At 65.4% G+C, this 23,602-nt stretch carries 33 protein-coding genes; 23 read left to right on the top strand and 10 right to left on the bottom strand.

The window, feature by feature from the left end:
- Window positions 1–122: 122 nt before the first annotated feature.
- The 4 genes from QRO91_RS15420 (at window position 123) to QRO91_RS15405 (ending at window position 2,836) form a co-directional block, all read left to right on the top strand.
- Entirely contained in the window at window positions 123–1,106 is a 984-nt protein-coding gene (locus QRO91_RS15420) for a LacI family DNA-binding transcriptional regulator (RefSeq protein WP_049427839.1), read from the top strand.
- Between the two features lie 98 nt (window positions 1,107–1,204).
- Window positions 1,205–1,834, top strand: a complete 630-nt coding sequence (locus tag QRO91_RS15415) for a hypothetical protein (protein WP_049427842.1) — start codon at window positions 1,205–1,207, stop codon at window positions 1,832–1,834.
- 46 nt (window positions 1,835–1,880) lie between these two features.
- A complete protein-coding gene (locus tag QRO91_RS15410) occupies window positions 1,881–2,291 on the top strand; it encodes a Rap1a/Tai family immunity protein (RefSeq protein ID WP_238378713.1) in 411 nt (136 codons plus the stop codon).
- A 95-nt stretch (window positions 2,292–2,386) separates the two neighbouring features.
- On the top strand, window positions 2,387–2,836 hold the full coding sequence (locus tag QRO91_RS15405; protein ID WP_197619191.1) for a GNAT family N-acetyltransferase: 450 nt from the start codon (window positions 2,387–2,389) through the stop codon (window positions 2,834–2,836).
- A gap of 97 nt (window positions 2,837–2,933) precedes the next feature.
- Here the strand turns inward: QRO91_RS15405 and QRO91_RS15400 are convergent, their stop codons facing one another.
- Window positions 2,934–3,329 (bottom strand): response regulator, encoded by a 396-nt coding sequence (locus QRO91_RS15400; protein ID WP_049427847.1) that lies wholly within the window; start codon window positions 3,327–3,329, stop codon window positions 2,934–2,936.
- Between the two features lie 203 nt (window positions 3,330–3,532).
- Between QRO91_RS15400 and QRO91_RS15395 the strand changes: the two genes are divergently transcribed.
- On the top strand, window positions 3,533–3,886 hold the full coding sequence (locus QRO91_RS15395; RefSeq protein WP_100443854.1) for a hypothetical protein: 354 nt from the start codon (window positions 3,533–3,535) through the stop codon (window positions 3,884–3,886).
- Between the two features lie 131 nt (window positions 3,887–4,017).
- Window positions 4,018–4,338 carry a hypothetical protein gene (locus QRO91_RS15390; RefSeq protein ID WP_019336574.1) on the top strand — a complete coding sequence of 107 codons (321 nt, stop codon included), beginning with the start codon at window positions 4,018–4,020 and terminating at the stop codon, window positions 4,336–4,338.
- Here the strand turns inward: QRO91_RS15390 and QRO91_RS15385 are convergent.
- A complete protein-coding gene (locus tag QRO91_RS15385) occupies window positions 4,335–4,673 on the bottom strand; it encodes a hypothetical protein (RefSeq protein ID WP_219632004.1) in 339 nt (112 codons plus the stop codon). The genes QRO91_RS15390 and QRO91_RS15385 overlap by 4 nt on opposite strands.
- A 96-nt stretch (window positions 4,674–4,769) precedes the next feature.
- Between QRO91_RS15385 and QRO91_RS15380 the strand changes: the two genes are divergently transcribed.
- The 4 genes from QRO91_RS15380 to QRO91_RS15365 are packed head-to-tail and all read left to right on the top strand — an operon-like array spanning window position 4,770 to window position 5,874.
- A complete protein-coding gene (locus QRO91_RS15380; RefSeq protein WP_080354976.1) occupies window positions 4,770–4,985 on the top strand; it encodes a hypothetical protein in 216 nt (71 codons plus the stop codon).
- Between the two features lie 56 nt (window positions 4,986–5,041).
- Entirely contained in the window at window positions 5,042–5,311 is a 270-nt protein-coding gene (locus QRO91_RS15375) for a hypothetical protein (protein WP_049427849.1), read from the top strand.
- Between the two features lie 60 nt (window positions 5,312–5,371).
- Window positions 5,372–5,587: a hypothetical protein gene (locus QRO91_RS15370; RefSeq protein WP_080354977.1), complete on the top strand. Its 216-nt coding sequence runs from the start codon at window positions 5,372–5,374 to the stop codon at window positions 5,585–5,587.
- Window positions 5,575–5,874, top strand: coding sequence for a hypothetical protein (locus tag QRO91_RS15365; protein ID WP_049427851.1), 300 nt, complete (start codon window positions 5,575–5,577; stop codon window positions 5,872–5,874). Before QRO91_RS15370 ends, QRO91_RS15365 begins: the two co-directional genes overlap by 13 nt.
- A gap of 45 nt (window positions 5,875–5,919) precedes the next feature.
- Here QRO91_RS15365 and QRO91_RS15360 read toward each other — a convergent pair whose 3' ends face one another.
- Window positions 5,920–6,231 carry a hypothetical protein gene (locus tag QRO91_RS15360; RefSeq protein ID WP_049427854.1) on the bottom strand — a complete coding sequence of 104 codons (312 nt, stop codon included), beginning with the start codon at window positions 6,229–6,231 and terminating at the stop codon, window positions 5,920–5,922.
- A gap of 237 nt (window positions 6,232–6,468) precedes the next feature.
- Complete coding sequence (locus QRO91_RS15355) at window positions 6,469–7,422, bottom strand: alpha/beta fold hydrolase (protein WP_197650046.1); 954 nt, start codon at window positions 7,420–7,422, stop codon at window positions 6,469–6,471.
- A 168-nt stretch (window positions 7,423–7,590) separates the two neighbouring features.
- On the opposite strand from QRO91_RS15355, the gene QRO91_RS15350 reads away from it, so the two are divergent.
- From QRO91_RS15350 to QRO91_RS15340, 3 genes are all read left to right on the top strand, one after another.
- Window positions 7,591–8,160, top strand: coding sequence for a TetR/AcrR family transcriptional regulator (locus tag QRO91_RS15350; RefSeq protein ID WP_197650045.1), 570 nt, complete (start codon window positions 7,591–7,593; stop codon window positions 8,158–8,160).
- A 62-nt stretch (window positions 8,161–8,222) separates the two neighbouring features.
- Window positions 8,223–8,699, top strand: a complete 477-nt coding sequence (locus tag QRO91_RS15345) for a nuclear transport factor 2 family protein (protein WP_049427860.1) — start codon at window positions 8,223–8,225, stop codon at window positions 8,697–8,699.
- Between the two features lie 321 nt (window positions 8,700–9,020).
- Window positions 9,021–9,941, top strand: a complete 921-nt coding sequence (locus QRO91_RS15340) for an MBL fold metallo-hydrolase (protein WP_049427862.1) — start codon at window positions 9,021–9,023, stop codon at window positions 9,939–9,941.
- A 114-nt stretch (window positions 9,942–10,055) separates the two neighbouring features.
- On the opposite strand, the gene QRO91_RS15335 is transcribed toward QRO91_RS15340, so the two are convergent.
- From QRO91_RS15335 to QRO91_RS15325, 3 genes are all read right to left on the bottom strand, one after another.
- Window positions 10,056–10,937: an RNA polymerase sigma-70 factor gene (locus tag QRO91_RS15335; protein WP_049427864.1), complete on the bottom strand. Its 882-nt coding sequence runs from the start codon at window positions 10,935–10,937 to the stop codon at window positions 10,056–10,058.
- Between the two features lie 75 nt (window positions 10,938–11,012).
- Entirely contained in the window at window positions 11,013–11,417 is a 405-nt protein-coding gene (locus QRO91_RS15330; protein ID WP_049427866.1) for a cupin domain-containing protein, read from the bottom strand.
- 55 nt (window positions 11,418–11,472) lie between these two features.
- Window positions 11,473–11,952: a carboxymuconolactone decarboxylase family protein gene (locus QRO91_RS15325; RefSeq protein ID WP_049427867.1), complete on the bottom strand. Its 480-nt coding sequence runs from the start codon at window positions 11,950–11,952 to the stop codon at window positions 11,473–11,475.
- 89 nt (window positions 11,953–12,041) lie between these two features.
- On the opposite strand from QRO91_RS15325, the gene QRO91_RS15320 reads away from it, so the two are divergent.
- From QRO91_RS15320 to QRO91_RS15275, 10 genes are all read left to right on the top strand, one after another.
- A complete protein-coding gene (locus QRO91_RS15320; RefSeq protein WP_197650044.1) occupies window positions 12,042–12,350 on the top strand; it encodes a sigma factor-like helix-turn-helix DNA-binding protein in 309 nt (102 codons plus the stop codon).
- Window positions 12,347–13,378, top strand: coding sequence for a LysR family transcriptional regulator (locus QRO91_RS15315; RefSeq protein WP_197650043.1), 1,032 nt, complete (start codon window positions 12,347–12,349; stop codon window positions 13,376–13,378). Before QRO91_RS15320 ends, QRO91_RS15315 begins: the two co-directional genes overlap by 4 nt.
- Before the next feature lie 126 nt (window positions 13,379–13,504).
- Entirely contained in the window at window positions 13,505–14,272 is a 768-nt protein-coding gene (locus tag QRO91_RS15310; RefSeq protein WP_197619187.1) for an SDR family oxidoreductase, read from the top strand.
- A 47-nt stretch (window positions 14,273–14,319) separates the two neighbouring features.
- Window positions 14,320–14,835: an OsmC family protein gene (locus QRO91_RS15305; RefSeq protein WP_012480266.1), complete on the top strand. Its 516-nt coding sequence runs from the start codon at window positions 14,320–14,322 to the stop codon at window positions 14,833–14,835.
- 128 nt (window positions 14,836–14,963) lie between these two features.
- The gene (locus tag QRO91_RS15300) at window positions 14,964–15,695 is read left to right on the top strand and encodes a hypothetical protein (RefSeq protein ID WP_197650042.1); all 732 of its coding nucleotides are present in this window, start codon (window positions 14,964–14,966) and stop codon (window positions 15,693–15,695) included.
- Between the two features lie 268 nt (window positions 15,696–15,963).
- Window positions 15,964–16,611, top strand: coding sequence for an aldehyde dehydrogenase iron-sulfur subunit PaoA (gene paoA, locus QRO91_RS15295; protein ID WP_005416549.1), 648 nt, complete (start codon window positions 15,964–15,966; stop codon window positions 16,609–16,611).
- Entirely contained in the window at window positions 16,608–17,558 is a 951-nt protein-coding gene (locus tag QRO91_RS15290; protein ID WP_197650041.1) for a xanthine dehydrogenase family protein subunit M, read from the top strand. The genes paoA and QRO91_RS15290 overlap by 4 nt, the downstream gene beginning before the upstream one ends.
- On the top strand, window positions 17,558–19,762 hold the full coding sequence (gene paoC / locus QRO91_RS15285) for an aldehyde oxidoreductase molybdenum-binding subunit PaoC (protein ID WP_285310459.1): 2,205 nt from the start codon (window positions 17,558–17,560) through the stop codon (window positions 19,760–19,762). The genes QRO91_RS15290 and paoC overlap by 1 nt, the downstream gene beginning before the upstream one ends.
- A 9-nt stretch (window positions 19,763–19,771) precedes the next feature.
- The gene (locus QRO91_RS15280; RefSeq protein ID WP_285310458.1) at window positions 19,772–20,833 is read left to right on the top strand and encodes an XdhC family protein; all 1,062 of its coding nucleotides are present in this window, start codon (window positions 19,772–19,774) and stop codon (window positions 20,831–20,833) included.
- Window positions 20,809–21,435: an NTP transferase domain-containing protein gene (locus QRO91_RS15275; RefSeq protein ID WP_197650038.1), complete on the top strand. Its 627-nt coding sequence runs from the start codon at window positions 20,809–20,811 to the stop codon at window positions 21,433–21,435. Before QRO91_RS15280 ends, QRO91_RS15275 begins: the two co-directional genes overlap by 25 nt.
- 104 nt (window positions 21,436–21,539) lie before the next feature.
- Here QRO91_RS15275 and QRO91_RS15270 read toward each other — a convergent pair whose 3' ends face one another.
- From QRO91_RS15270 to QRO91_RS15260, 3 genes are all read right to left on the bottom strand, one after another.
- The gene (locus QRO91_RS15270; RefSeq protein ID WP_197650037.1) at window positions 21,540–22,010 is read right to left on the bottom strand and encodes a hypothetical protein; all 471 of its coding nucleotides are present in this window, start codon (window positions 22,008–22,010) and stop codon (window positions 21,540–21,542) included.
- On the bottom strand, window positions 22,011–22,367 hold the full coding sequence (locus QRO91_RS15265; RefSeq protein WP_197631966.1) for a hypothetical protein: 357 nt from the start codon (window positions 22,365–22,367) through the stop codon (window positions 22,011–22,013).
- Window positions 22,368–22,824: 457 nt separating this feature from the next.
- A complete protein-coding gene (locus QRO91_RS15260; protein ID WP_197631967.1) occupies window positions 22,825–23,580 on the bottom strand; it encodes a tetratricopeptide repeat protein in 756 nt (251 codons plus the stop codon).
- Window positions 23,581–23,602 lie beyond the last annotated feature (22 nt).

The raw sequence follows: 23,602 nt of genomic DNA, 5'->3' as shown, positions 1-23,602 counted from the left end.
GGGAACGTTCCCAGTCCGTATTTCAATGTGCGCTGCACAAAAAGCCAATAGTCCTTTGGCGTTAGCATTGTGCTGAACGGCCATCGCGCCATGAACAACCCACGTTTCCGGGAACGTTTCCAATGAGCATCAGCATCAACGACGTCGCACGCGTGGCGGGGGTCTCCAAATCCACGGTGTCCCGGGTGCTCGGGGGCGGTCCGGTCAGCGAGGACGTGCGCGGCAGGGTCGAGCTGGCGATCCGGCAGACCGGCTATCGACCCAACCTGCAGGCCAGGCGGTTGCGCTCCCGGCACACCGGCATCATCGGCCTGATCGTCGCGGACATCCGCAATCCGTTCTTCACGGCGCTGATCCGCGCGGTGGAGGAGGTGGCCTATCGCGAAGGATTGCGCGTGACCCTTTGCAACACCGACGAGGACCCGGAGCGGGAGGCGCTGTATCTGCAGTTGATGCACGAAGAGCGCATCAGTGGCCTGATCTTCGCGCCGACCCGGACCACGGTGGGCCGGCTCGAACGGCTCACGCTGGATTATCCAACGGTGCTGGTGGACCGCGCCGCCCCCGGCGGGTCGATCGACAGCGTGGTACTCGACAATCCGGCAGCGATGGCGGGCCTGGTCGAGCATCTGGTCGAGCGCGGCTATCGCCGTATCGGCGGATTGTTCGGCAGCACCAGTACCACGGCGGCCGAGCGTCGCGACGGCTATCTCGCTGCGATGCGCACCCATGGGTTGCAGCCGGACTACCGCGAGGTTGAACCCACGGCCGAAGCCGCCATCGCGACGGTCGGGCAGTGGCTCGCCACGCCATCACGCCCCGAGGCACTGGTGACCAGCAACAGCCTGCTGTTGATGGGGGCATTGAAAGCCGCCCGCAGCGCTGGGCTGGCGATTCCCGAGGCGTTGGCGCTGGCCGGCTTCGACAACGAACGCTGGACCGAACTGGTCGAGCCGGGCATCACCGTGATCGAGCAACCGGTTGAGGAGATGGGGCGGGCCGCGATGTCGATGCTGCTTGAACGCCTGCGCACGCCAGCACTGCCTGTGCGCCGGCTGGTGATGACGGGTCGGTGCGTGGGCAGAGGGTCGACGGCTGCGCGATAGCTCGACGCCCGGTTGCGGCCAACCCTGAGAGCGCCGTTCGGGTGTTGGCCGGCCGACCGTCGTCTGTTACAAGCCATCTGTACACGCAGACACCATGGATGATTGCCTTGTCAGAGCCTTACTCAGCGCTGCTCCGCCTGCAGTTGTGCCCCGAAGATCTCTCCAGATGGCTGTCCGCGCCCGTGCCCACAGCGTCCCGATGGTCCGACTGGCGATGCATCGCCGGGCAGTGGCACCTGGGAAACGGTGAATACCTGGCCTCTTCAAGCGACGAGGCGTTGGATCACCTGCTTGCGGACTGCCAGGCGCTGCTGGCCCGCTACCCCGACAATCGCGCCGCATTGAAAGCCTTCCTGGCCTCTGCACAGGCTGAGAACATCCGGGTCGCCGCCCATGACCGCAGCAGCACGCACTTTGTTGCAGGATCGCTGACCTATTCAGAAAGCCTCTACGATCTCATTGCGTTTCTTGCGGTGGCACGAAGCGCCGCCGACTTCCTGAAGGCAGGTGACCAGGGGGTGGCGCTGATCCACGACTATCTCTGGGCCGAGAACGATCAGCGGGAGACCATTGCCGCGATTGCGCTGGCAGGCCACGGCGAATCCAGCTTCCTGTCTTCCACTGACCTGGATACCGCCACCGCATCCTTCGAGACATTGGTGGAGGCCATGCTGGAAGACCGGGACGACCCGGAGTTTCATCCGCGCAACCAGCTCGATCGACTTTGACCCTCGCTGCGTGGAACCCACAGAGACGACCACCAAGGACCCCGACATGAAAGGACATCACGCCCTCCACGCGCGCCGCGGCATGCGTCGGCTCCTCGCACTTGGCCTCTGCGCCCTGGCGGGGTCCGCCCTCGCCGGAACAACGCAACCGGCACGCACCTGGCTTGTCAGTGGCGCCGAACTCCTCACCCTGCTGCAGGGCAAAGGCGCCGACGGCTTCTGCGACGGCGATCAGTGCCGGAACCTGTCCAGCGCTCGCGCCAGCGCCTATATCCAGGGCGTTGCCGATGCCAGCCACGCCCAGTGGTGTGGCCAAGGCCGGATTCTTCCGCACGAGCTGGTTGACCGGGTCGCTTCACATCTTCGACAGCTGCCCCAAGGGAAACTGCAGCAGGATGCTGCACCCTTGGTCGTCGATGGGCTGAGGGCGGCCTTTCCCTGTGATCGAGGGGCATGACCCAGCAATGCCCGAGGTGACTCGGCCTCCTCCGCGGAGAGGTCCGCGCCCTTCGTGGAGCCCTCTCTGTTCCGCCTGAAGCTGGAGCCGAAATAGTGAAGACACACACACGAGTGGCGAGCGCGGAAGATCTTGAACAGGTCGCGATGCTGTTCGACAAGTATCGACAGTTCTACGCGCAGCCGGCAGACCTGCCATTGGCAAGGCAATTCATGCATGCACGCCTGTCAGAAGGCGATTCGCTTGTACTGGTGGCCGAGGCAGATGGGGACCGCCTTGTCGGGTTCACCCAGCTGTACCCGCTGTTTGACTCCATCAGCGCACGCCCAAGCTTCGTACTCTATGATCTTTACGTCGACAGACCAGCACGTCGCACTGGTGTTGCCCGCACCCTCATGATCAACGCCGTTGAAGAAGCACGAAGACGCGGCGCAGCGCGCATCGAGCTGCAGACGGCGAAGGACAACGCGGCTGCGCAGGCGCTCTATGCAGGACTCGGATGGCAGCGCGATGAGGATTTCTTCATCTTCGCCATTCATCCTTGATGGCCGTATCCGCCGCGCTTTGGATCGCCGAAGAACTCAGGCGACCATGGCAGAGGCGGCACGCCCTTCGAGGGCGTGCCGTGCTGGGTAGCGGGGATCAGTGAGTGATGGCGGGTGCGCCGTCGTTTCCCATCACACGCTGCACAGCCTCCTGCAATCGCTCGATATGGAAAGGCTTGGCAACAAAGGTGGCACGCCGATGGCGCAGCGGCACCAGCTGGTCGTACACCGCAGAAACGAACAGATAGGGGATGCCGAGTTCAGCCAGGCGATCGGCGACGGGGAAAACCACACCGTCACGAAGCTCCACATCCAGAACGGCACCGTCGAATCGCTGCGTATCCAGCAGCCCCAATGCATCGAACACACTGTAGGCGTGTGTTACCTGGCCACCGCCCTCTTCAAGCGCCTGTCCCATGAGGGCAACAAGGTCCAGTTGGTCTTCCACCAGCAGCAGACTGTATCGATTCCGCTGGTTCATATCGGGTTGCATTGGCACATGCCTGCGTTGCCATCGGAGCTGCAGTGTGTCCTGTGCTGCATCAACGCGACGCGTGTGGGTTGTCAGCTCGGTGTCGAAGCGACCCCGCCTCTCGATGCCGTCCACGTCGCATGGAAGGTGCCACGGGACGTGTTGACGGCGTCTTGGCGAGCGCCATGGATACTGCCGCCGTCCCCTGCACTGGAGTGTCCGTCATGCACCGATCCCACGCCAACCCCGCTTCGCCACGTGTACTGCGTGTGGAGTGCATGCGCCTGGACTGCGGAGGCGCTGCCATCGTGGTGGAGCTGGACCGCATCCCTGAACGGGCGTGGATGAAGTCATTGAAGCGGGCACTGCAGGCCGACGATCTCTTCGAGGGCGCACAAGCCAAATTCGACGGACGTTTCGTTTACGTCGTGGGCGTCGAGGGCAGCGAGCATCGTGCGCAGCATCGGGTGGTGCAGGCGCTTGAAATGCCGCAGGCAATGGTCAATACGTCGCGCTCACGCATTCCGGTGGCGGACGCGCGGCATGCCGGCAGGGTTGACGCTCAGGTTGGCCATTGATTCCAGATGGAGCGCGCGCATGCGTAGCGCATCGACGGTCACCCGTCGCAGAGCCGGCCACCCACTCCTGCGGGGCAATCCGTTGTATTGTGGACAGTGCTCGCAGCGCCCGTCAGCGAGAGGATGTTCAGGTGAACGCTTCCATGCTCCCAAGAATCGTCGGCTTCGATGTCCCGTTGCTGCATGAGCGTGTAGACGCATCCACCGACGAGGCCATCACCGCGCTGCTCGATCTGGCGCCAGGCGCCCGCTGGACAGAGATGTTCCTCATCAAGTGCAGAGCCCTGGCGTCCCAGCTCCAGCTGGCGGATGTTCGCATTGAAGGCGCCAGGATCTACTTCTACGGATCCATCAGCGATTCCCGTGGACTTGCCGACGCGGTGATGTCCATTGTCCACGTACTGAATGATGAGCTGATGCGCGAGCGGAATCACGCAGCCAGCCGCGCCTAGGCGCAGCCAAGCAGCGACCAGCACCGATCGGCGATCTCTGCTGCGCCAGGATGACCGCGCAGGCTCGATCGCTTCGCAAGCCTGCCCTGCAGATCGTCGATCCATGCCGACCGGGCGCCGTGCGGATCTCTCACATAGATATCGCAGGCAAGCCGGATAACCGGCGCCACTTCGTAGCGGAAGCTCATCGCGGGCAGGGCGCCCAGGTTGAACGCGGCCTTCCAGTGGGCCAGTTCACGCTCTACGTCCACAACGTGCTTGCTTCTTCCCTGGATCACGGCGTTACCCCTTTTTGAAACCTCACTGTACACACTTCTTGCTGCGAGCCTGTTCATGACAGTCGTTCATATGGGGCGCTTCCCCGTACGTTCCCGTAACGGCGACACGCCCACAGTCAATCGGCAGCAGACTTGCTGCGGCGGAGAATCGAAATGAACAGCGTCCCCGAACAGAACAGGAATGACCGCTCCAATGCTTCCTCTGAAGCAGAACGGCCCACGCAGCAGGGGCGGGTCGAGGGGGGCGAACCCGGAGGGGAGGAGCCTGGCAAGCAGGGACAGCAACAGCAGCAGGACAACAAGGATCGCGAGAGCCCAAAGCCAGCGGACGAAAAGAAGGGCGGTCTCGGCGGCGATACACGCCGCTGAGAAAGAGGAGGAGCCGCGCGCCGCGCGGCTGCTTCCGTTGCAGACAGGGAGCGTGCATGTCCTCGCAAAGCCAGGCGATCAGCCTGATGACCAAGATCATGTACCAATGTCGTCCGGAGAGAACCACGACGATGGCGCAATGCCGTTGCTGCCATGCGCCCAGCCCAGGCGGCATGGAGTGCGCACGGTGCCTGACCGGAAGGCTCGGCGACATGATTCAGAACCGTGGCGCAGCATTCAGCTGGCTGGACTCATTCCGCAGGGTCCAGCAGGACGAAGCACACGTGTTCGAATGCGCAAAGCGCGTCGATGCGGCATCTCCCTAGGCGTCGCATCCGGACCTGACATCGCGCAAGCGTATGCTCAAGTCATTCAGGAGCAACGCGATGACTTTTCCGATCTGCATCTACGATAGAACGGGCACGGGGCTCCGGCTGCCCGCGGGATGGTGGATCGACCTTCAGTCCGATCTGCCTGCACTGGTGAAGGGTGCCGCGCGCATCGACCTTCCGCGATCTTCAAAGGACGAGCATCCACGATTGGATCCTGAAGTTCTCAGGGATCTCTTCCGGCGCATTGGAGGCTCGCAGTGGCTAGGTTGAATCCAACCCAGTCCCTGGGAGTGCGCTGGCTGTTCTTTCGCCTTCGCAACGGGCAGTCCATCAGTCCCGCGAGGCTGATGTCTGTCTGGTCCGAGGCGGCTGAATCCAACGACTGCGCCGTGCGCCGTGAGATCATCGACGGCGCCGGCTACGTCTATGCCTTGTATGCGCCCAACAGCCTGCTTTCACCCCGGCGCGTGGAGCTGCGCATGAGGGCGCTGCTGGAGGAGGCCGGCTACGCCTTCACGATGGGCAGCCTGGCGGGGCGGCACCCGGGCGGCGGCTGAAGCGCGGCGCTGACGCGGCGGCCGCACAATCCAGGACAACAGGTCTCATTTCGGGCCGTCTGGCTCCAGGGGGTCGTCAGGCACTGGATCAAAGAGCGCCAGCATCCGTTCGCGGCGGCACTGCTCAAGCCAGTGGTGCCATATCTCCACCTCGTCCATCAGCCCTGTTGCACCGCATGCAGGGCAGGTGAGCGTCGTGCCCGATGGACTCGTCTGAATGCCGGCGTCCTCGGTCATTGATGAGCGCAGGCCGCAGCTCTTGCAGGTCGATCGCAACTGATCGAGGCGAACGATGGCGCCATTGCGCGCAAGAAGGGGCTGGATCGCATGGATCCGGAAGGCATTGGGAGGGTGCATGGCCGTGTCGTCTTGGGCTGGACACGGGAGCAAAGGATTCTGCGCCGGAGAAGAGCCGTGAGGGTGCAGTGTCCTCCGTCGGAGGTTAACCCTTCATCAAAGTGCGGGACGCGCTCCATCGTTGGCCTGAAATCCCACGCCCGCAATCGTGTACTGACACGGCACCCGGCGCATACCCGGTGCCAGCCCTGCTTCTGGGCAGGAAGGGCTCCGCCATCACAACGGAGCCCCGGTCACTCACTTTTCCTGCAGGAACGTCAGCAGATCCTGGTTGACCTTGTCCTTGTGGGTGTCGGTCAGGCCATGCGGCGCACCCGGGTAGACGATCAACCTGGCGCCCTTGATGAGCTTTGCCGATTGGCGGCCTGAGATATCGATCGGCACGATCTGGTCGTCGTCACCGTGGATCACCAGCGTGGGCACATCGAACTTCTTCAGGTCCGCGCGGAAATCGGTGGCCGAGAACGCGGCGATCGAATCGTAGGTGTTCTTGTGGCCGCCCTGCATGCCCTGCGCCCACCACGCATCGATCAGCCCCTGCGACACCTTCGCGCCCTGGCGGTTGAAGCCGTAGAACGGGCCCGACGGGATGTCCTTGTAGAGCTGCGCGCGGTTATCCATCTGTGCCTTGCGGATGCCATCGAACACTTCGATCGGCAGGCCGTTGGGGTTGTCGGCGGTCTTCAGCATGAACGGCGGCACCGAGCTGATCAGCACGACCTTCTTCACCCGCCCGGTGCCATGCCGGCCGATGTAGCGCGCCACCTCGCCGCCACCGGTAGAGAAACCCACCAAGGTGACATCGTGCAGGTCCAGCGTATTGATCACCGCGGCCAGGTCATCGGCGTAGTGATCCATGTCGTTGCCGTCCCACGGCTGGCTGGAACGGCCGTGGCCACGACGGTCATGCGCGATCACGCGGTAGCCATGATCGGCCAGGAAGATCATCTGCGATTCCCAGCTGTCCGAGTTCAACGGCCAGCCGTGGCTGAAGGTCACGACAGGCCCGTTCTTCGGGCCCCAGTCCTTGTAGTACAGCTGCACGCCATCGGCGGTGGTGATGTAGCTGGCGGTGCGCGCGATGCTGGTGACTGCAGCCGGCTTGGCCGGTTCGGCGGCCTGCGCGGACAGGCCGGCCTGGACCGAGAGGGCGAGGGCGGCAACGGCCAGGGTACGGGCGAAGGTGTTCATGCGGGAACTCTCATGGGTGGGTGGTGAGGCGTACTTTGCGCCCGTAATCAGGCATCTGGGTGATGTACTGTCCGCATTTCTTGATAGATCGTCTTGCACAAATGTGCGCGTGCGGACCACTCGCCATTGCCTGTTGACGAGGGAGAATGATCGTTCTACATTGTGGTCATGAGCAAGGCCACCATCGACACCCACCAGAAGATCCTGGCCACGGCCGAGGCGCTGATCTACCAGAACGGGATCCATGCCACCGGCATGGACCTGCTGGTGAAGACCTCCGGCGTGGCGCGGAAGAGCATTTACCGCCACTTCGAGAACAAGGACGACGTGGCCGCTGCCGCGCTGAGGGCGCGCGACGTGCGCTGGCTGGCCTGGTTCCGGCAGGAGTGCGACAAGGCTGATACCCCGGAAGCACGCATCCTCGGCATGTTCACCGTGCTCAAGGGTTGGTTCCAGTCCGAGGGCTACCGCGGTTGTGCGTTCATCAATACCGCGGGCGAGGTCGGCGACCCTGCCGATCCGATCCGGGAGATCGCGCGGAATCACAAGCAGAAGCTGTTCGACTACACGCTGGAACTTACCGGGCAGCTGGATGTGGAGCAGCCGGCGGCATTGGCCCGTCAGCTGCTGGTCCTGATGGAAGGCGCCATCACCCTGTCGCGCGTGATGGGTGATTACGACGCCGCAGACACCGCGAAGGATGTCGCGAAGCTATTGCTGGAACAGGCCAGGCGTTAGCGCCTGGGTACGCCAGATCGTTTGAAGCAACCCGTGTGTCCATTTCGATTGGAGGTTTCCCCGTGTCCACTGAACACCCCCGTCCGCCGCTTCCTCCGTTCACCCTCGAATCGGCCACGCAGAAGGTGCGCCTTGCCGAGGATGGCTGGAACTCCCGCGATGCCGACAAGGTGTCGCTTGCCTATTCGCTCAACACCCAGTGGCGTAACCGTGCCGAGTTCACCAACGGCCGGGAAGAAGCCCGGCAGTTCCTGGCACGCAAATGGAACAAGGAGCTCGAGTACCGCCTGATCAAGGAGCTCTGGGCCTTTACCGAAAACCGAATTGCTGTCCGGTACGCCTACGAATGGCACGACGACTCCGGCAACTGGTTCCGCTCCTATGGCAACGAGAACTGGGAATTCGGAGAGGACGGCCTGATGCAGCGCCGCTTCTCGAGCATCAACGACCTACCGATCAAGGAGAGCGACCGCAAGTTCCATTGGCCGCTGGGGCGTCGCCCGGATGATCATCCGGGGTTGTCGGAGCTGGGTATGTGAGTTGCCGGGCACAGACATGGTTGCCCGTAGCGATAACTGCGAAGGCGGGTCGGCATTGCTTCCCGGAACGCAACATGACGTACCCCTCCACGGGCCTACCGCACCTGCGGCGTGCTGCCTAGGCTGATCCCACACGGCACCTGCCGTGTCCCGGGCCCACCGCTCACGCAGTGGCCCACCTTCCCATGAGCCACGCAGTGCTGGCGTGCCAGGCATCCGCGCTCTGGTCGCGCCGCGCCCTGCGTCGTGGGAAAGCGCCCGGAATCGCTAGCGCCAGCCTTGCATTGCTGCCCGCCAAATGGCTCTTCGTGGAGATCCCTCATGTTCAGTATGGAAAACACCGCCGCGCCCATTGCCCCCGCCCTCGATGAACTGGTGCCCTCGCGCTACGCCCTGAAAGTGGGCGACGTCGAAGTACTGGTGATCAGCGATGGCGTCCTGCCGTTGCCCACCCAGATGCTCGGCCACAACGTACCGGCGGCCGACCGTGCCGAATGGTTCGAAGAAATGTACCTGCCGCAGGATGCCTTCGACTGGGCATTGAACGTAATGGTGGTGCACAGCGGTGACCGCACCATTCTCATCGATGCCGGCCTGGGCATGGACCCGGACCTGCAGCTGCCGCGCGCCGGCCAGCTGATCCGTCGCCTCGGTGCTGCCGGTATCAACCTGGGCGAAATCACCGATGTGGTGATCACCCACATGCACATGGACCACGTCGGTGGGCTGCTGGTTGAAGGTGTGAAGGAACAGCTGCGCCCGGACCTGAAGATCCACGTGGCCGCAGCGGAGGTGGAGTTCTGGAAGTCGCCGGACTTCAGCCGCACCAACATGCCGCAGGGTTTCCCCGATGCGCTACGCGCCACGGCCAAGCACTTCTGGGCCGAGTACAGTAGCTATGTGCATACCTTCCAGGACGAACAGCAGATCGCGCCAGGCGTGACGGCCCGCCGTACCGGTGGGCATACCCCGGGCCACTGCGTGGTGCGCGTAGCGTCCGCGGGGCAGGCCCTGACCTTTGCCGGTGACGCGGTGTTCGCGGTCGGCTTCGACCAGCCGAACTGGCACAACGGTTTTGAGCACGACCCGGAGGAATCCGCACGCGTACGCATCGCTCTGCTGAAGGAACTGGCCGGCACCGGCGAAATGCTGGTGGCTACGCATCTTCCGTTCCCGTCAGTGGGCCGGGTGTCGCTGGAGGGCGAGACGTTCCGCTGGGTACCGGTGTTCTGGGACTTCTGATCGGATTCTGCGGATACAGCGCAAGCAAGGGTTTTCGACGGGGCGCATCGGCGCCCCGCTCGAATCCCGCAAGGGCGAGGCCGACAACGGACGCCATCCACACCTGGCGTGGAACTACTGGATGTCGGTAGGGCGAGCCAACCGCTGCAGCTTGTGCGGGTTGCGCTGCACCAGGACCTGCGTGATCCGTTCGCCATCGGTCTCGAAGGCCATCGCCGCCTCCAGCACGCCATCGAAATAGCGCAGCAGTCCCAACCGTCCATTGAGCATGGCCGGGACCATCCGCAATTGCGCGCTGCGCCGCAGGTGCGGGGCATACAGCAGCTGGGCAATGCGTGCGCCCCCGACCATCGGCCCGGGGAAGCTGGTCACGATACCGCCGCCGTCACCCACCAGCTCGGCCGATTCGGCCATCAGCGCCTTCATCGTGCGGAAATCTCCACTGGATGCGGCCTCGGCGAAGCGGCGCAGCAGTTTCTGGTGCACGTCCTGCGGGACGTTGTAGCGCGGGCGCTCCTGCCTGAGCTGCTGACGTGCGCGATGTACGATCTGCCGGCAGGCGGCTTCCGTCTTGTCCAAGGCCCGCGCGACCACCGCGTAATCCTGATCGAACACATCGTGCAGCAGGAAGGCCGCACGTGCATCCGGGGCCAACCGTTCCAGCACACTGAGGAAAGCGACCGACAGATCGCTGGCGGTTTCCAGCACGTACTCCGGCGTGGCGGTGTCATCGGTCAGCAGCGGCTCGGGCAACCACATGCCCACATAGTGTTCGCGCGCATGCCGGGCCAGGCGCAGGCCGTCGATGGCGCGACGGGTGGTGGTCGCCACCAGCCAGGCTTCCGGATTCTCGATCTGTGACTGGTCGGCGCCATGCCAGCGCAGCCAGACATCCTGCACCACGTCCTCGGCTTCGTGCGAAGAGCCAAGCATGCGGTAGGCCACGCCGAACAGGCGTGGGCGGAGGCGTGAGAACAGCGCTGTGGAATCGTCCATGCCAGCGTAGACGGGACAGGTCCCCGGATTGTGACACCCGGGAACCTGTCGTTGGTGCCAGCGCCGGACGTGCAATCAGTGCGGCGGCAGCACCGCCGGCTTGCCGATGTCCTTGATCAGGAACACCACGAACTTCGCCGGCTCCGTAGCGCTGGCGTTGCGGCCTACGGTGTGCAGATCGGCCGGGCCTTCATGGAAGGCCTCGCCCGGGCCAAGGGTAACTTCCTTGCCGCCGGCCACACCCATCACGATCCGTCCTTCCAGGACGTAGACGAAGCCATGGGCATCGTGGCAGTGGACGGGATCAGCACCACCCGGCGGGTACTCCACGGTAAGGATCAGCGCTTCCTTGCCGGGCTGCTCCGGAAGGGCGCGGGTCATCACCTCGCGCACCCGGGGCTCGGGCGCTGCAGAGGACGGGGTGGCGGCAGCGCCGCACAGTGGCAGCAGCGCAAACAGGGCCAGAACAGGACGACGCATGGCAGGTCTCCAATGCGGTGGAGGAGGGCCGCTGCATGGTGCAGCGGCGGAAGGATCAGGCCAGGCCGGCCTTGTCCAGGCCAAAGGCCGCGTCCAGGGTGCCGGGCGTGGTACGGAAGGCGACATTGGCACGGTTCCAGGCGTTGATCGCCATCACCGCGTGGGTCAGGTTGACCATTTCCTGATCGGACAGCTGGCCGCGCACGCGCGCGTACAGCTCGTCCGGCACGCCCTGCGCCGGCAGCTGGGTCAGTACTTCGGTCCAGGCCAGGCAGGCGCGCTCGCGTGGGCTGAACAGTGTCGATTCACGCCATGCGGCCAGGTGATGCAGGCGCAGCGGGCGCTCGCCGCGCAGGGTGGCCTCCTTCACGTGCATGTCCAGGCAGAAGCCACACCCATTGAGCTGCGATGCACGGATGTTGACCAGATCGATGATGGCCGCTTCGATCGAGGCGGTGTGGGCGGCATGCGAGTACAGGCCGAGCTTCTTGAACAGTTCGGGGGATTGCGCGGCGTAATCCAGGCGTGCGTTCATGGTGTGTTCCTGTAGCGAGTGAAGGGCACAACGAGGCTAGGCCTGCATTCGCAGTGCCGGTAGGCGGGGGCCGGGCCGCACGCTGTTGCATGAAAAGCACCAATGTCCTGTCACAGCGGCCGATGCTCGGCCGTCTGCCGGGCATGGATACCTCATCGCACCTGCGCACCGCATCGCGCCCTGCCAGCGAACAGGTCTGGCAGGCCTTCCTCGCCGCACTGCGCGAACTGCCGCCCGACGCACGCGCGATCCTGCTGTTGCACGACGTGCTGGGCGCCGGATTTGAGGACATCGTGCCCCTGCTGGGGCTCGACCCTGCCACGTGCAGGCAACGGTTGGCGCTGGCGCGGAGCCACCTGCACGCACAACGTGCCCGCATGGAGCCAGGCAACCCATGAGCGCCGCAACGCCCCGCCCGGCCAGCGACGGCCACGATGCGCTCAATGCGTCCTTCTCCACCAGCTACGCCGGCGTGCTGGCCTTCATTGCAGTGGCGTCCGAGGGCAGCTTCGCGCGCGCGGCCGACCGCCTCGGCATCGGCCGCTCGGCCGTCAGCCGCAGCGTGCAGAAGCTGGAAAGCCAGCTGGGCGTGCGATTGTTCCTGCGCACCACGCGCTCGACCACGCTGACCCGCGAAGGCGAGCTGTTCCTGGAGGGCTGCAACCCGGGCGTGACCTGCATCCTGCAGGCGCTGGAGGAAATGCGCGACCTGCGCGAGGGCCCGCCGCGCGGGCACCTGCGCATCAGTGCCAGCCACGGCTTCGGCCGGCGGGTGATTGCCCCCCTGCTGGCAGCCTTCCGTGCCGAGTACCCGCAGGTATCAGTGGAGCTGCTGCTGGACGAGCAGGCCCCCGACCTGGCCGGTGACCGCATCGACGTGGCATTTCGCGACGGCCTGCTGGAAGACAGCCAGGTGATCGCCAAGCAGCTGGTGCCGATGCAGCTGGTCGTATGTGTATCACCAGCGTACGTGCAGGCGCACGGTCTACCGGCGTCGGTGGATGCGCTGTCCACACATGCCTGCATCGGGCGGCGCCTGCCGGGCGGACGCATGCAGCCCTGGGAATTCCGTGTCGACGGCGCCGAAGTGCACCTGCAGCCGCGGGCCGCACTGGTGTTCAACGATGCCGACCTGGCCCTGCAGGCCGTCATCGACGGGCTGGGCATCGCCCAGCTGCCCAGCTATCAGGTGCGTGAAGCGCTGTGGGCGGGCAGGGTGGTGACCTGCCTGGATCGGCATGCACCGCTCGATCGCGGCCACTACCTCTGCTACCTCAGCCGCCGCCAGCTGCCCAAGCGCGTGCGGGCCTTCATCGACTTCAGCACGCAGCGGGTGCGCGCGCTCGAACTGGATGTGATCTCGCACTGGGAAGCACGCCAGCAGGCCACCCCTCTGAACGACGGCGCACGGCCTGGCTGGGCGTGAGCGTATTGGTGCGTGCCGGGCAACAGTGCGCGGCCCGCCATGGACCTACTACCTCGCGCCCGCGCCACCTACGATGCCTGCGCCCGGCCACATCCGGTAGCCCTTCTACATTCCAGGAGATACGCAATGAAGATCCTCGTCATCGGTGGTACCGGCCGCATCGGCAGCAAGGTGGTGGAACGCCTGCGCGTAACCGGGCATGAGATCGTGGTGGCAGCATCCTCGACCGGGGTGGATGTGCTGACCAGTGAAGGTCTGGATGCCGCCATGGACGGCGTCGACGTGGTGGTGGACCTGGCCAACTCGCCCTCGTTCGAAGATGCGGCAGTGCTTTCGTTCTTCTTGACCGCTGGCCACAACATACTTGCGGCCGCTATCCGTGCCGGCGTACGTCACCACGTTGCGCTTTCCGTCGTAGGCACCGACATGCTGGCAGCCAGTGGCTATTTCCGCGGCAAGATCGCACAGGAGCGACTGATCCGCGACTCGGGCCTGCCGTACACCATCATCCACTCCACGCAGTTCTTCGAGTTCCTGCCGGGCATCATCCAGTCCGCCGGCGATGGGGAGACCCTGCGGCTGCCAGCCGCCGACGTGCAGCCAATTGCCGCCGAGGATGTTGCCGAAGCGGTGGCACGCATCGCGCAGCAGGCGCCAGCCAATGGCGTGCTGGAAATTGCCGGGCCGCAGCGTAGCGCGATGGCGGATCTGGCCAGGCGCTATCTGCAACTGACGGGTGATTCCCGGCAGGTCGTTGCGGATGCCGAGGCGCTGTACTTCGGCGCGCCGCTGCAGATCGACACGCTGGTGCCGGTCGGACACGCGTGGCTGGGGCAGGTCGATTTCGAAGCCTGGCTGCAGCAGTCCGGCCTGTCGCAGCGGCAGCCTGCCTGAGCGGCGCATCGATCGCCTGCCGCAGCTGCGCTTGATGGAACCGCGCAATGACCGAGCTGAAGCCTCCTTCGCCCGCCATGCTGGACCGTTACCAGGGCGACGACGTGAAGCCGCTGTACACCGGCCGCGTGCGGGTGAGCGGTGGCCAGGCCCAGCACGGGCGGGCGTCCGGCGTCGTGCGGTCGGACGACGGTGCACTGGCGGTGGACCTGCGCCTGCCGCCGGAACTCGGCGGGCCTGGCGGCGGCGCCAATCCTGAGCAGCTGCTGGCCGCGAGCTACGCTGGCTGCTTCCACGGTGCCATGGTGCTGGTGGCCGCGCGTGCCGGCCTGCTGCTGCACAACCCCAGCATCGAAGTGGCGGTCACCTTCGCCCGTGATCCGGCAGATGGGCTGTACCTGCTGTCGGCCGAGATCGTGGTACATCTTCCCGGCATGGATGAGAACCTGGCCTGCGAACTCGTTCGCAACACCGAACGCGTCTGCCCGTACGCCAAGATGTTCCATCGCGGCGTCAGCCATGTGGTGCATGTTCGGGTCGGCCCGCAGGCTCCGCCTCTGTAGAGTCGGGCCATGCTCGAATCCGGGAAGGTCCTGGCCCTGACGATTACACGGCTAGGCCGTATTCCGCCACAACCCAGCTCGGCTACGATGGTGGCGCCGGCAACCTGGCCGGTGGGGCAGAGGATGCAATGGACATGCAGGCAGCGGGCGAATTCGATCCGTCGGCAAAGACCGATTCGCAGGAACTGACATTCCACTGGCCCTACCAGCGGGTGCAGGGGCTGGTTGAGCACAGCATCTACCCCAAGGCGGGCAGGGTGGAGACGTGGGCGTTTCGCATCGGCGTGGGTGCGGCGATCATCGGCATTCTCATGGGTCAGCTTCCAGATCGATGGCTGCCTCTCGGCGTAGTGCTCCAGGTGGTTGTTGCCTGCCTGGCAATCGAGATCGGAGGGTTCATTGTCGGTGGCGTCCTGGCCGCCCGCAGGGGCATTCGCCAGTTCAGCCAGCCGCGGCTCTCGCACGCCCGGGAGATGGATGAAGACTTCGCCCACTGGCAAGCGGTGGTGACCGAGCTTCGCGACTTCCCTCGCATCGAGCGCGAGCGGCGACTCAAGTTCGTCAGCACCTTGCGCACAAACATGATGGAGCGCATGGGCATGATGTATGGCGGCCTGCAGCGGCTGGGACCATTCCCGCTGTTGATTGCCCTCTACCTGCAGTTCCGCGGCTGGAAATGGGGCGACTGGCCGGGCGCTTTCGATGTTGGCCTGCTGGGTGCACTACTGATCTTCGCCATGGTGCTGCTGTACTTGCTGGGCTGGATGCTGATCGGCCTTCGCACCAGGCTCGATACCTACGTTGCCTTGTTGGAGGGCTCCATCCACGAACCCGAGCCCTCCCAGCCAACGCCTTTGTAGCGTCGGGCCATCATGTTCTTCATGCTGAGGGACAAACAGGACTGTGAGTCATCCAGTGAGGCATACGCATGGCTCAAGAGTGCCGCGCTGTGGCTGGATGCAGCCGATTTCTTCGGGCTTGCTGCATCATGTTCGTACATTTCGCCGACTTCACAGCTCTGTACCCCGCAGATGGGCATAGTGGCCCTTCGGTAGTGTGAGCGCGTCCATCCAGCCACGGGGTTTCCCCGAACGCCAGGAGGTCACTGTGCCAAGTTGTGATGAAGGAATGAAGTTGACGCGTCGCCAGGTGATCGCCGGCGGCGTCACGACCGTGGCGATGTCCGCCGCACCGGGGGCATCATCACTCGCCGCCGAACTGGCGGCGCCCCCGCCGCCCAGGCCGCCGGTCATCAGCACGGTGGCCTTGACCGTCAACGGCGAGCGGCGGGAGCTTGAGCTCGACACCCGGACCACGCTGCTCGATGCCCTGCGCGAACATCTGAAGCTGACTGGAACGAAAAAGGGCTGCGACCACGGTCAATGCGGCGCCTGTACCGTGCTGGTCAACGGTGAGCGCATCAATGCCTGCCTCAGCCTGGCGGTACAGCACCAGGGCGATGCCATCACCACCATTGAAGGCCTCGGAACGCCCGATGACCTGCATCCGATGCAGGCCGCCTTCATCAAGCATGATGGCTACCAGTGCGGATATTGCACGCCGGGGCAGATCTGTTCGGCGGTAGCGGTACTGGACGAGATCAAGCGGGGTGTCCCCAGCCATGTACAGGCGGACGTCAGCGCACGGCCCCGGGCCACCAACATGGAAATGCGCGAACGCATGAGCGGCAACCTCTGCCGCTGCGGGGCCTATTCCAACATTGCCGAGGCGATGGCAGAGGTCGCTGGCGTGACCTCTGCAGGGAGGCGCTCATGAGGGCCTTCAGTTACGAACGCGCGAAATCCCCGGCCGAGGCCGCCAGGGCCGTCGCCGGTACCGAGGGCGCGAAGTTCCTGGCCGGAGGGACCAACCTGCTCGACCTGATGAAGCTGGAGGTCGAGACGCCAGCGCACCTGGTCGATGTGCAGGACATCGGCCTGGACAGGATCGAACCCACCGACGAGGGCGGCCTGCGCATCGGCACGCTGGTCACCAATAACGCGCTGGCCTCGCATGAGCGCGTGCGCCGCGACTACGCAGTGCTGACCCGCGCGATCGTGGCAGGCGCCTCCGGGCAGCTGCGCAACAAAGCCACCACCGGCGGCAACCTGCTGCAGCGCACGCGCTGCCCGTATTTCTACGATCCCAACCTGCCCTGCAACAAGCGCCTGCCCGGATCCGGCTGCGGCGCACTCGAGGGGTTCTCCCGGCAGATGGGCGTGATCGGCACATCGGACAGCTGCATCGCGACCTATCCGGGCGACATGGCGGTGGCCCTGCGGGTGCTGGACGCCTCGATCCAGACCGTCAGGGGTGACGGCAGTACGCGCAGCATCCCGATTGCCGATTTCCATCGTTCCCCGGGCGACAGGCCGCAGCAGGACAACGTGCTGCAGCGCGGTGAGCTGATCACCCACGTCACGCTGCCGGAGCCTCTGGGCGGTCGGCACGTGTACCACAAGGTACGTGACCGCGCGTCCTTTGCATTCGCACTGGTGTCGGTCGCCGCGGTCGTGCAGCGTGACGGCTCGGCGCGGTTCGCCTTCGGTGGGGTCGCGCCGAAGCCGTGGCGCGTCGAGGCAGCCGAACCCCTGCTGCGCGACGGCGTGAAGACCGCGACCCGGCAGGTGTTCGCCGGTGCCCGTCCGACGCGGGAGAATGCGTTCAAGATCGCTCTCGCCGAGCGCACCCTCGCAGCCGTGCTGGTGGAAGGAGAGCGCTGATGCCCCTTGAATTCAACGCCCCCGCCGGCGACAACCTGTTCGACAATGCCAAGGTCGTCGGCAAGTCGACGCCGCGCATCGACGGTCCACGCAAGACCACCGGCACCGCCCCCTATGCCTACGAGCGCCATGACGTGGCGCCGAACCAGGCCTACGGCTACATCGTCGGTGCGGGCATCGGCAAGGGGCGCATCATTTCGATGGATGCCTCCCGCGCACGTGCCGCGCCCGGCGTACTGGCGGTCATCACCGCACCGGAAACCAAGCCGGTCGACACATCGAACTGGAACAATGCGCCGCTGTTCGGCGGACCCGAAGTGGCCCACTACCATCAGGCCATCGCCTGCGTGGTGGCAGAGACCTTCGAGCAGGCCCGCGCCGCCGCGGCGCTGATCCGCACCCGCTACGAGCGCGACAAGGGCCGCTTCGATTTCCCCGCCCTGGCACCAACCGCGCCGCTGGCAAAGGGACGCGACGGCAAGCCCGACCGGCAGACGCTGGGCGAATTCGACACCGCCTACGCGAGCGCCGCGGTCAAGCTGGACGAGACGTACCACACCTCCGACGAAAGTCATTCGATGATGGAGCCGCACGCCACCATCGCCGCCTGGGAGGGCGACACGCTCACGCTGTGGACGGCGAACCAGATGATCGACTGGGCCAGGCAAGGCATGGCGGCGATCCTCGGCATCGATCCTGCCAAGGTGCGTGTGGACTCGCCCTATATCGGCGGCGGCTTCGGCGGCAAGCTGTTCATCCGTGCCGACGCGGTGCTGGCCGCGCTGGCGGCCAAGCAGGTCGGGCGGCCGGTGAAGATCGCGCTGCAGCGCCCGTTGATGCCCAACAACACCACGCACCGGCACGCCACCCTCCAGCGCGTGCGGATCGGCTGCGGAAAGGATGGCCGGATCTCCGCCATCGCCCATGAGAACTGGTCGGGCAACATCAACGGCGAGGACGGCGAAAACGGCACCCTGCAGACGCCCAAGCTCTATGCGGGCGCCAACCGCCTGGTGGCCAATTACATCGCCACGCTCGACATGCCCGAAGGCAATGCGATGCGCGCACCGGGCGAAGCACCGGGCCACATGGCGCTGGAAGTTGCGATGGACGAAATGGCCGAGAAGCTGGGTCTCGACCCGATCGCGTTCCGCATCCTCAACGAGCCCGAGGTGGTACCCGGCGATCCGTCCAAGAAGTTCTCCGACCGCAACCTGGTGCGCTGCCTGCGCGAAGGCGCGGAGCGCTTCAACTGGAACAAGCGCAACCCCAGGCCGGCGCAGGTCAGGGAAGGGGACTGGCTGGTCGGCATGGGCGTGTCTGCGGGCTATCGCGGCGCACCGACGATGAAGTCGGCGGCGCGGGTCCGGCTTGACGGCCAGGGCGGGGTGATTGTCGAGACCGACATGACCGACATTGGCACCGGCTCCTACACGATCATCGCGCAGACGGCAGCCGAGACCATGGGCGTGCCGCTGGAGCGGGTCCAGGTGACCCTCGGCGACTCCCGTCATCCCGCCTCCGCCGGTTCCGGCGGCCAGTGGGGCGCGGCAAGCTCCACCGCAGGCGTGTACGCGGCGTGCGTCAGCCTGCGCCGCAAGGTGGGCGAGAAACTGGGCTTCGACGGCGACACCGCAGACTTCGCCAATGGCCGCATCCAGGCGGGCGGGCGGACGATCAAGCTGGCGGAGGCGGGCACACTGTCGGCGGAGGACGGCATTGCCTTCGGCGACTTCAAACAAGGCTACGACGTCGGCACCTATGCAGGGCATTTCTGCGAGGTTGCCGTGCATGCCTACACTGGAGAGACGCGCATCCGCCGCATGCTTGCCGTATGCGATGGCGGCCGGATCCTCAATCCGCTCTCCGCACGCAGCCAGGTCATCGGCGGGATGGTGATGGGTGCGGGCGCGACCCTGATGGAGGAGCTGGTGGTCGACAAACGGCTGGGCTTGTTCATCAACCATGACCTGGCCGGCTACGAGGTTCCCGTGCACGCCGACATTCCGTACCAGGAAGTGGTCTTCCTCGACACGCTGGATCCGGTGATCTCGCCGATGAAGGCCAAGGGTGTGGGTGAACTGGGCATCTGTGGGGTAGGCGCCGCGATCGCCAATGCGGTCTACAACGCAACCGGCGTGCGCGTGCGCAACTATCCCATTACGCTGGACAAGCTGCTGCCCGGCTTGCCCGACGTGGGCTGACCCTTGCGCATGGACCGTCCCGCAGCCTCGACCACTCTGGAGGCCTCCGCCGCAGGCGGAGGGGAGCCCGGCGATCTTGCCGAGCACCTGTCCGCAGCGCCGGGCTTCCTCGCCGAAGGTAGCCCGCGCGGCGTACTCGAGACGGCCTTGACGCGCGTGCGCGCGGGGGAGCACGCCGTGCTCGCGCTGGTGCTGGAATCCGATGGCTCCACCTACGCCGGTGCCGGCGACATGGTGCTGTTCTGCAACGGCAGCCAGGTCGGCTGGCTGAGCGGCGGATGCTTGGAGCCGGAGCTCGCGCGACGCGCGGAGCAGGTGAGCGCGGCAGGGCGGGTCGACTGGATCGAGATCGACACCCGCAGTGACGACGACCTGTTGAGCGGGTCCGCGCTCGGGTGCCGCGGCCGGCTGCGGATTGCGCTCCTGCCATTGCGTGCCATGGCCGGCATCGACGTTGTCATCGAGGCATGGCTGCGCGAGGGTGTGCCACTCCAGCGCGAGCTTCGTGCATCGGGGCAGATCGTTTTCCGCGCCGGCAATTGCGAGCAGGCGTGGCAGCTGCATCCGATGGAGGGTACGCAGCCCTTTGGCGAGGGTGCGTGGCGTTTGCCGTTGCCCCGGCTTCCGCGGGCCCTGGTGTTGGGGGGCGGTCCCGAAACGCCCCTCCTGGTTCCGTTGCTGCGGGGCCTGGGGTGGCGGGTCAGCGTGGCCGAACGGCGAGCGCGCTGGGCCTCAGCCGGGCAGTGCGCAGATGCGCATCTTAAGACCAACCCGGCCGAGGCCCTTCATGGCGACCCGTGCGACGCCGTACTGGTGATGCATCACGATTTCGAACTGGACCGGGAGGCGCTGGTGGCCCTGGCTGATACCAAAGTTGCGTTCATTGGACTGCTGGGTCCGCGGCGAAGGCGCGAGGACCTGTTCAAGTTGCTGACACCGGATCAGCGCCACCGCCTTTCCCCGAGACTTCGATCACCTGTCGGCCTGGACATCGACGGCCGAGGGCCAGAGGCGATTTCGCTCAGCATCGCCGCGCAGCTGCAGCAATGGCGAAGCGCGCACGGCAGGTGACTGACGCGCATGCGGTCGTCGTGCTTGCTGCGGGCGGGAGCACTCGACTTGGCCAGCCCAAGCAGCTTCTGACCCGGCAGGGCGAGACCCTGGTACATCGCGTGGCGCGGTTGGCCTTGGAGTTCGCGCCATCGCAGGTACTGGTGGTGGTGGGTGCGAACGCACAGGCCGTGACATCCAGCATTGCCGGGCTGGATGCCACCCCGGTAACCAACCACCACTGGGAACGCGGCCTGGCCAGCAGCCTGCAGGTTGCTGGCACACATCTGCTGCCCGCGGTGGCTGCCGTGATGGTCGTGGCATGCGACCAGCCCGCAATCGAGCGCTCCCATCTGCAGGCGCTGCTTTCGGGTGCCCGCATCTCGGCATCAGGGTGCGCGGGTACCCATCATGGAAACGCGCTTGGCATTCCAGCGGTAGTGCCGCGCGCATGGTTCAATCAAGTGGGTGCAAGCGGTGACCGCGGCTTCGGAGCGCGCCTGCGGCAACTTCCTGTCGATACGGTGCATGTCCTACAGGCACCGGAACTGGGCCTGGATATCGATACGCCAGAAGATCTTGCGCGTGCGCGCGATGCGGGCTGGATCGATGCCGGGAAGTGACTCGCATGATCACTGGGCCAATGCCTGTCGCGCAGGTGACTAGCGGCAGGGCCGGAGCCCGAACCCTCGCTGCCCGCAGCCCTGTACAGTCGAGCCATGCTCGACTACGGCACGCCACATCGCGCCCCATCAGGCACATCACCAGCAAGAATCTGCAGCACCCGATCCAACAGAACAGGCTCCGGCACGCCAGCCAGTACCTGCTCCAGGTAATCCAACGGCTCCAACTGCCATTGGAGGAGCGCCCGCAACCGCACAATGGCAGGCGCCCGCCGCTCCGCGTCCAGTGAGACCTGCAACAGCAGATGGTGCGAGCGCCCCTCCAGCCACAGCACGGGTATGCCCCGGCAATGAACCTGGAACGCGGCATCTCGATGCCGCTCGACGAACTGGAAGCCCTGCCGAGGCCGAGAGTCCACGAACTGCATCGCCTGGCGGCGCAGTTGTGAGAATCGATCATCGTTGATGCTTTGGAACGCGACAGGCGAGGGCACCGGCGGCGCCGGAAACAGCGCCTGTGCCGCAACCACCACCACAAGACAGAGCGCGGTGGCCGCCCAGCGCCACCAGGCCACTCAGCCCTCCGGATGCAGTCGGGTACTGGCGTGTGCGGTAAGGCCGATTCCGGCCATGATCAGCCCCTCCATCACGCGCGGGCCGACGTATTGCTCCAGCTCGCCGTTCTCGCGGGCACGCTGCGCGGCCAGCAGGATCTCCAACACCACGCGAAGGCCCGCCAGCGAGCAATCGGTATCTGCCAGGGCGATGCGTCGGCCGGGCATCTGATGGCGTTCCGGCCACGGCTGGCCATCGGAGGCGGCGCCCGAGCCGATGCTGTGCAGCAGGGCGATGAGCGTGTTCGGATCCAGCTCGGGGCTGTTCGCAGACGCTTCGTGGATCGGATGCGGGGCAGGGGAGTGGGGCTTGGTCATGGCTGGGCTCCTTGCGTGCATGCAGAAGCCGCCACCGATAAAGGTGGCGGACGGTGCGTGGTTCGAAACCCCGTGTGTGGATGACCGGGCAGGCACAAGGCCTCCACGCACCGCCCGCCATAGCCGACTGACGGATTGCCAGCCGGCACCGCGCGAAGCAGTGCCGGCTGGCAAGTGCGAGCAACATCCACACAACCGGGGTTTCGAATCCCGACCACCGATGCACGGTGGCAGGGCAAGGAATACGCGGACCTATGCGTGATGCCAATGCAGTAGGGCTGATGACGTCACTACTTTCAACATTTTCAGAATCGTTGCATACGACGCAACCAAGCTGGAGCCTTGCGCTGCAACGCTATCGGCGATGTCGGTGGTGCAAGCCTAGCGAGTGTCGGCATCTGCCCGGCGAGGCTGTGAGCGAGGCAGATGCGACAGGATTGCCAACGGCTGCCAGGCGTCAGTAGCCCTTCAACGCGGCCTTGGTCCGCTCCAACCAGACGGCATTGTGGCTGCGCGCGTGGCGCGACCAGTGCTGGGCATCGTCGATGATGCCGGCGAACAGGCTGCGAGCTTGCTCGCGGTCGTCGGGTTGCGACTGTGCCATCAGCCATTCGGCATACAGACAGCGGGCGGCCGCGTCATTTCCGCACTCCACCGCGCGCTCGAACGCGGCACGGGTGCCGAGCGCTTGGGTGGCCGCCAGTGCCTGCGCGTAAAGCAGCGTCTGTTCCGGCTTGCGGCGCACATCCGGGTGGCGGGCGAACAGGCCGTCCAGTGTCTCCGCCGCAAGCGCGGGCTGCCCGGAATCGAGGCGGGCACGCGCCAGGCCGGTCAGGATGTAGGGATCGTCGCCCAGCGGTGAGCTGGCCGCCTGCTCGAGCAGGGTTCTGGCTTCCTCGGCCTGGCCTGCATCCAGCAGCGTCATCCCCAGGCGAACCCGGTTCTGCACGGTGGGCGTGCGCGCCAGTTCGGCACGGGCGTTGCGCAGGTCCTGGCCCGGGTCCATGAGCTGCTTGGCGGAACGGACGACCTGCCGGGCGCCGCGCGAGTGACGGACTTCCGGAAAGTAGATCGCCAGGAAGTAGACGACGCTGCCGAGCAGCGGGAAGGAGAAGAGCAGGATGAGCCAGTAGAGGCTCTGGCCTGAGCGGATGGCGTGCACCGCGAAGTAGATGGCCGCCAGTACGTGGAGTCCGATTCCTATATAGGGCATGTGCGCCGCCTCGTCCTTGTGA

Source organism: Stenotrophomonas maltophilia group sp. Smal32 (genome assembly GCF_030237085.1).
Taxonomy (GTDB): Bacteria; Pseudomonadota; Gammaproteobacteria; order Xanthomonadales; family Xanthomonadaceae; genus Stenotrophomonas; species Stenotrophomonas maltophilia_Q.
This window is presented reverse-complemented; position numbering and strand designations above follow the sequence as displayed.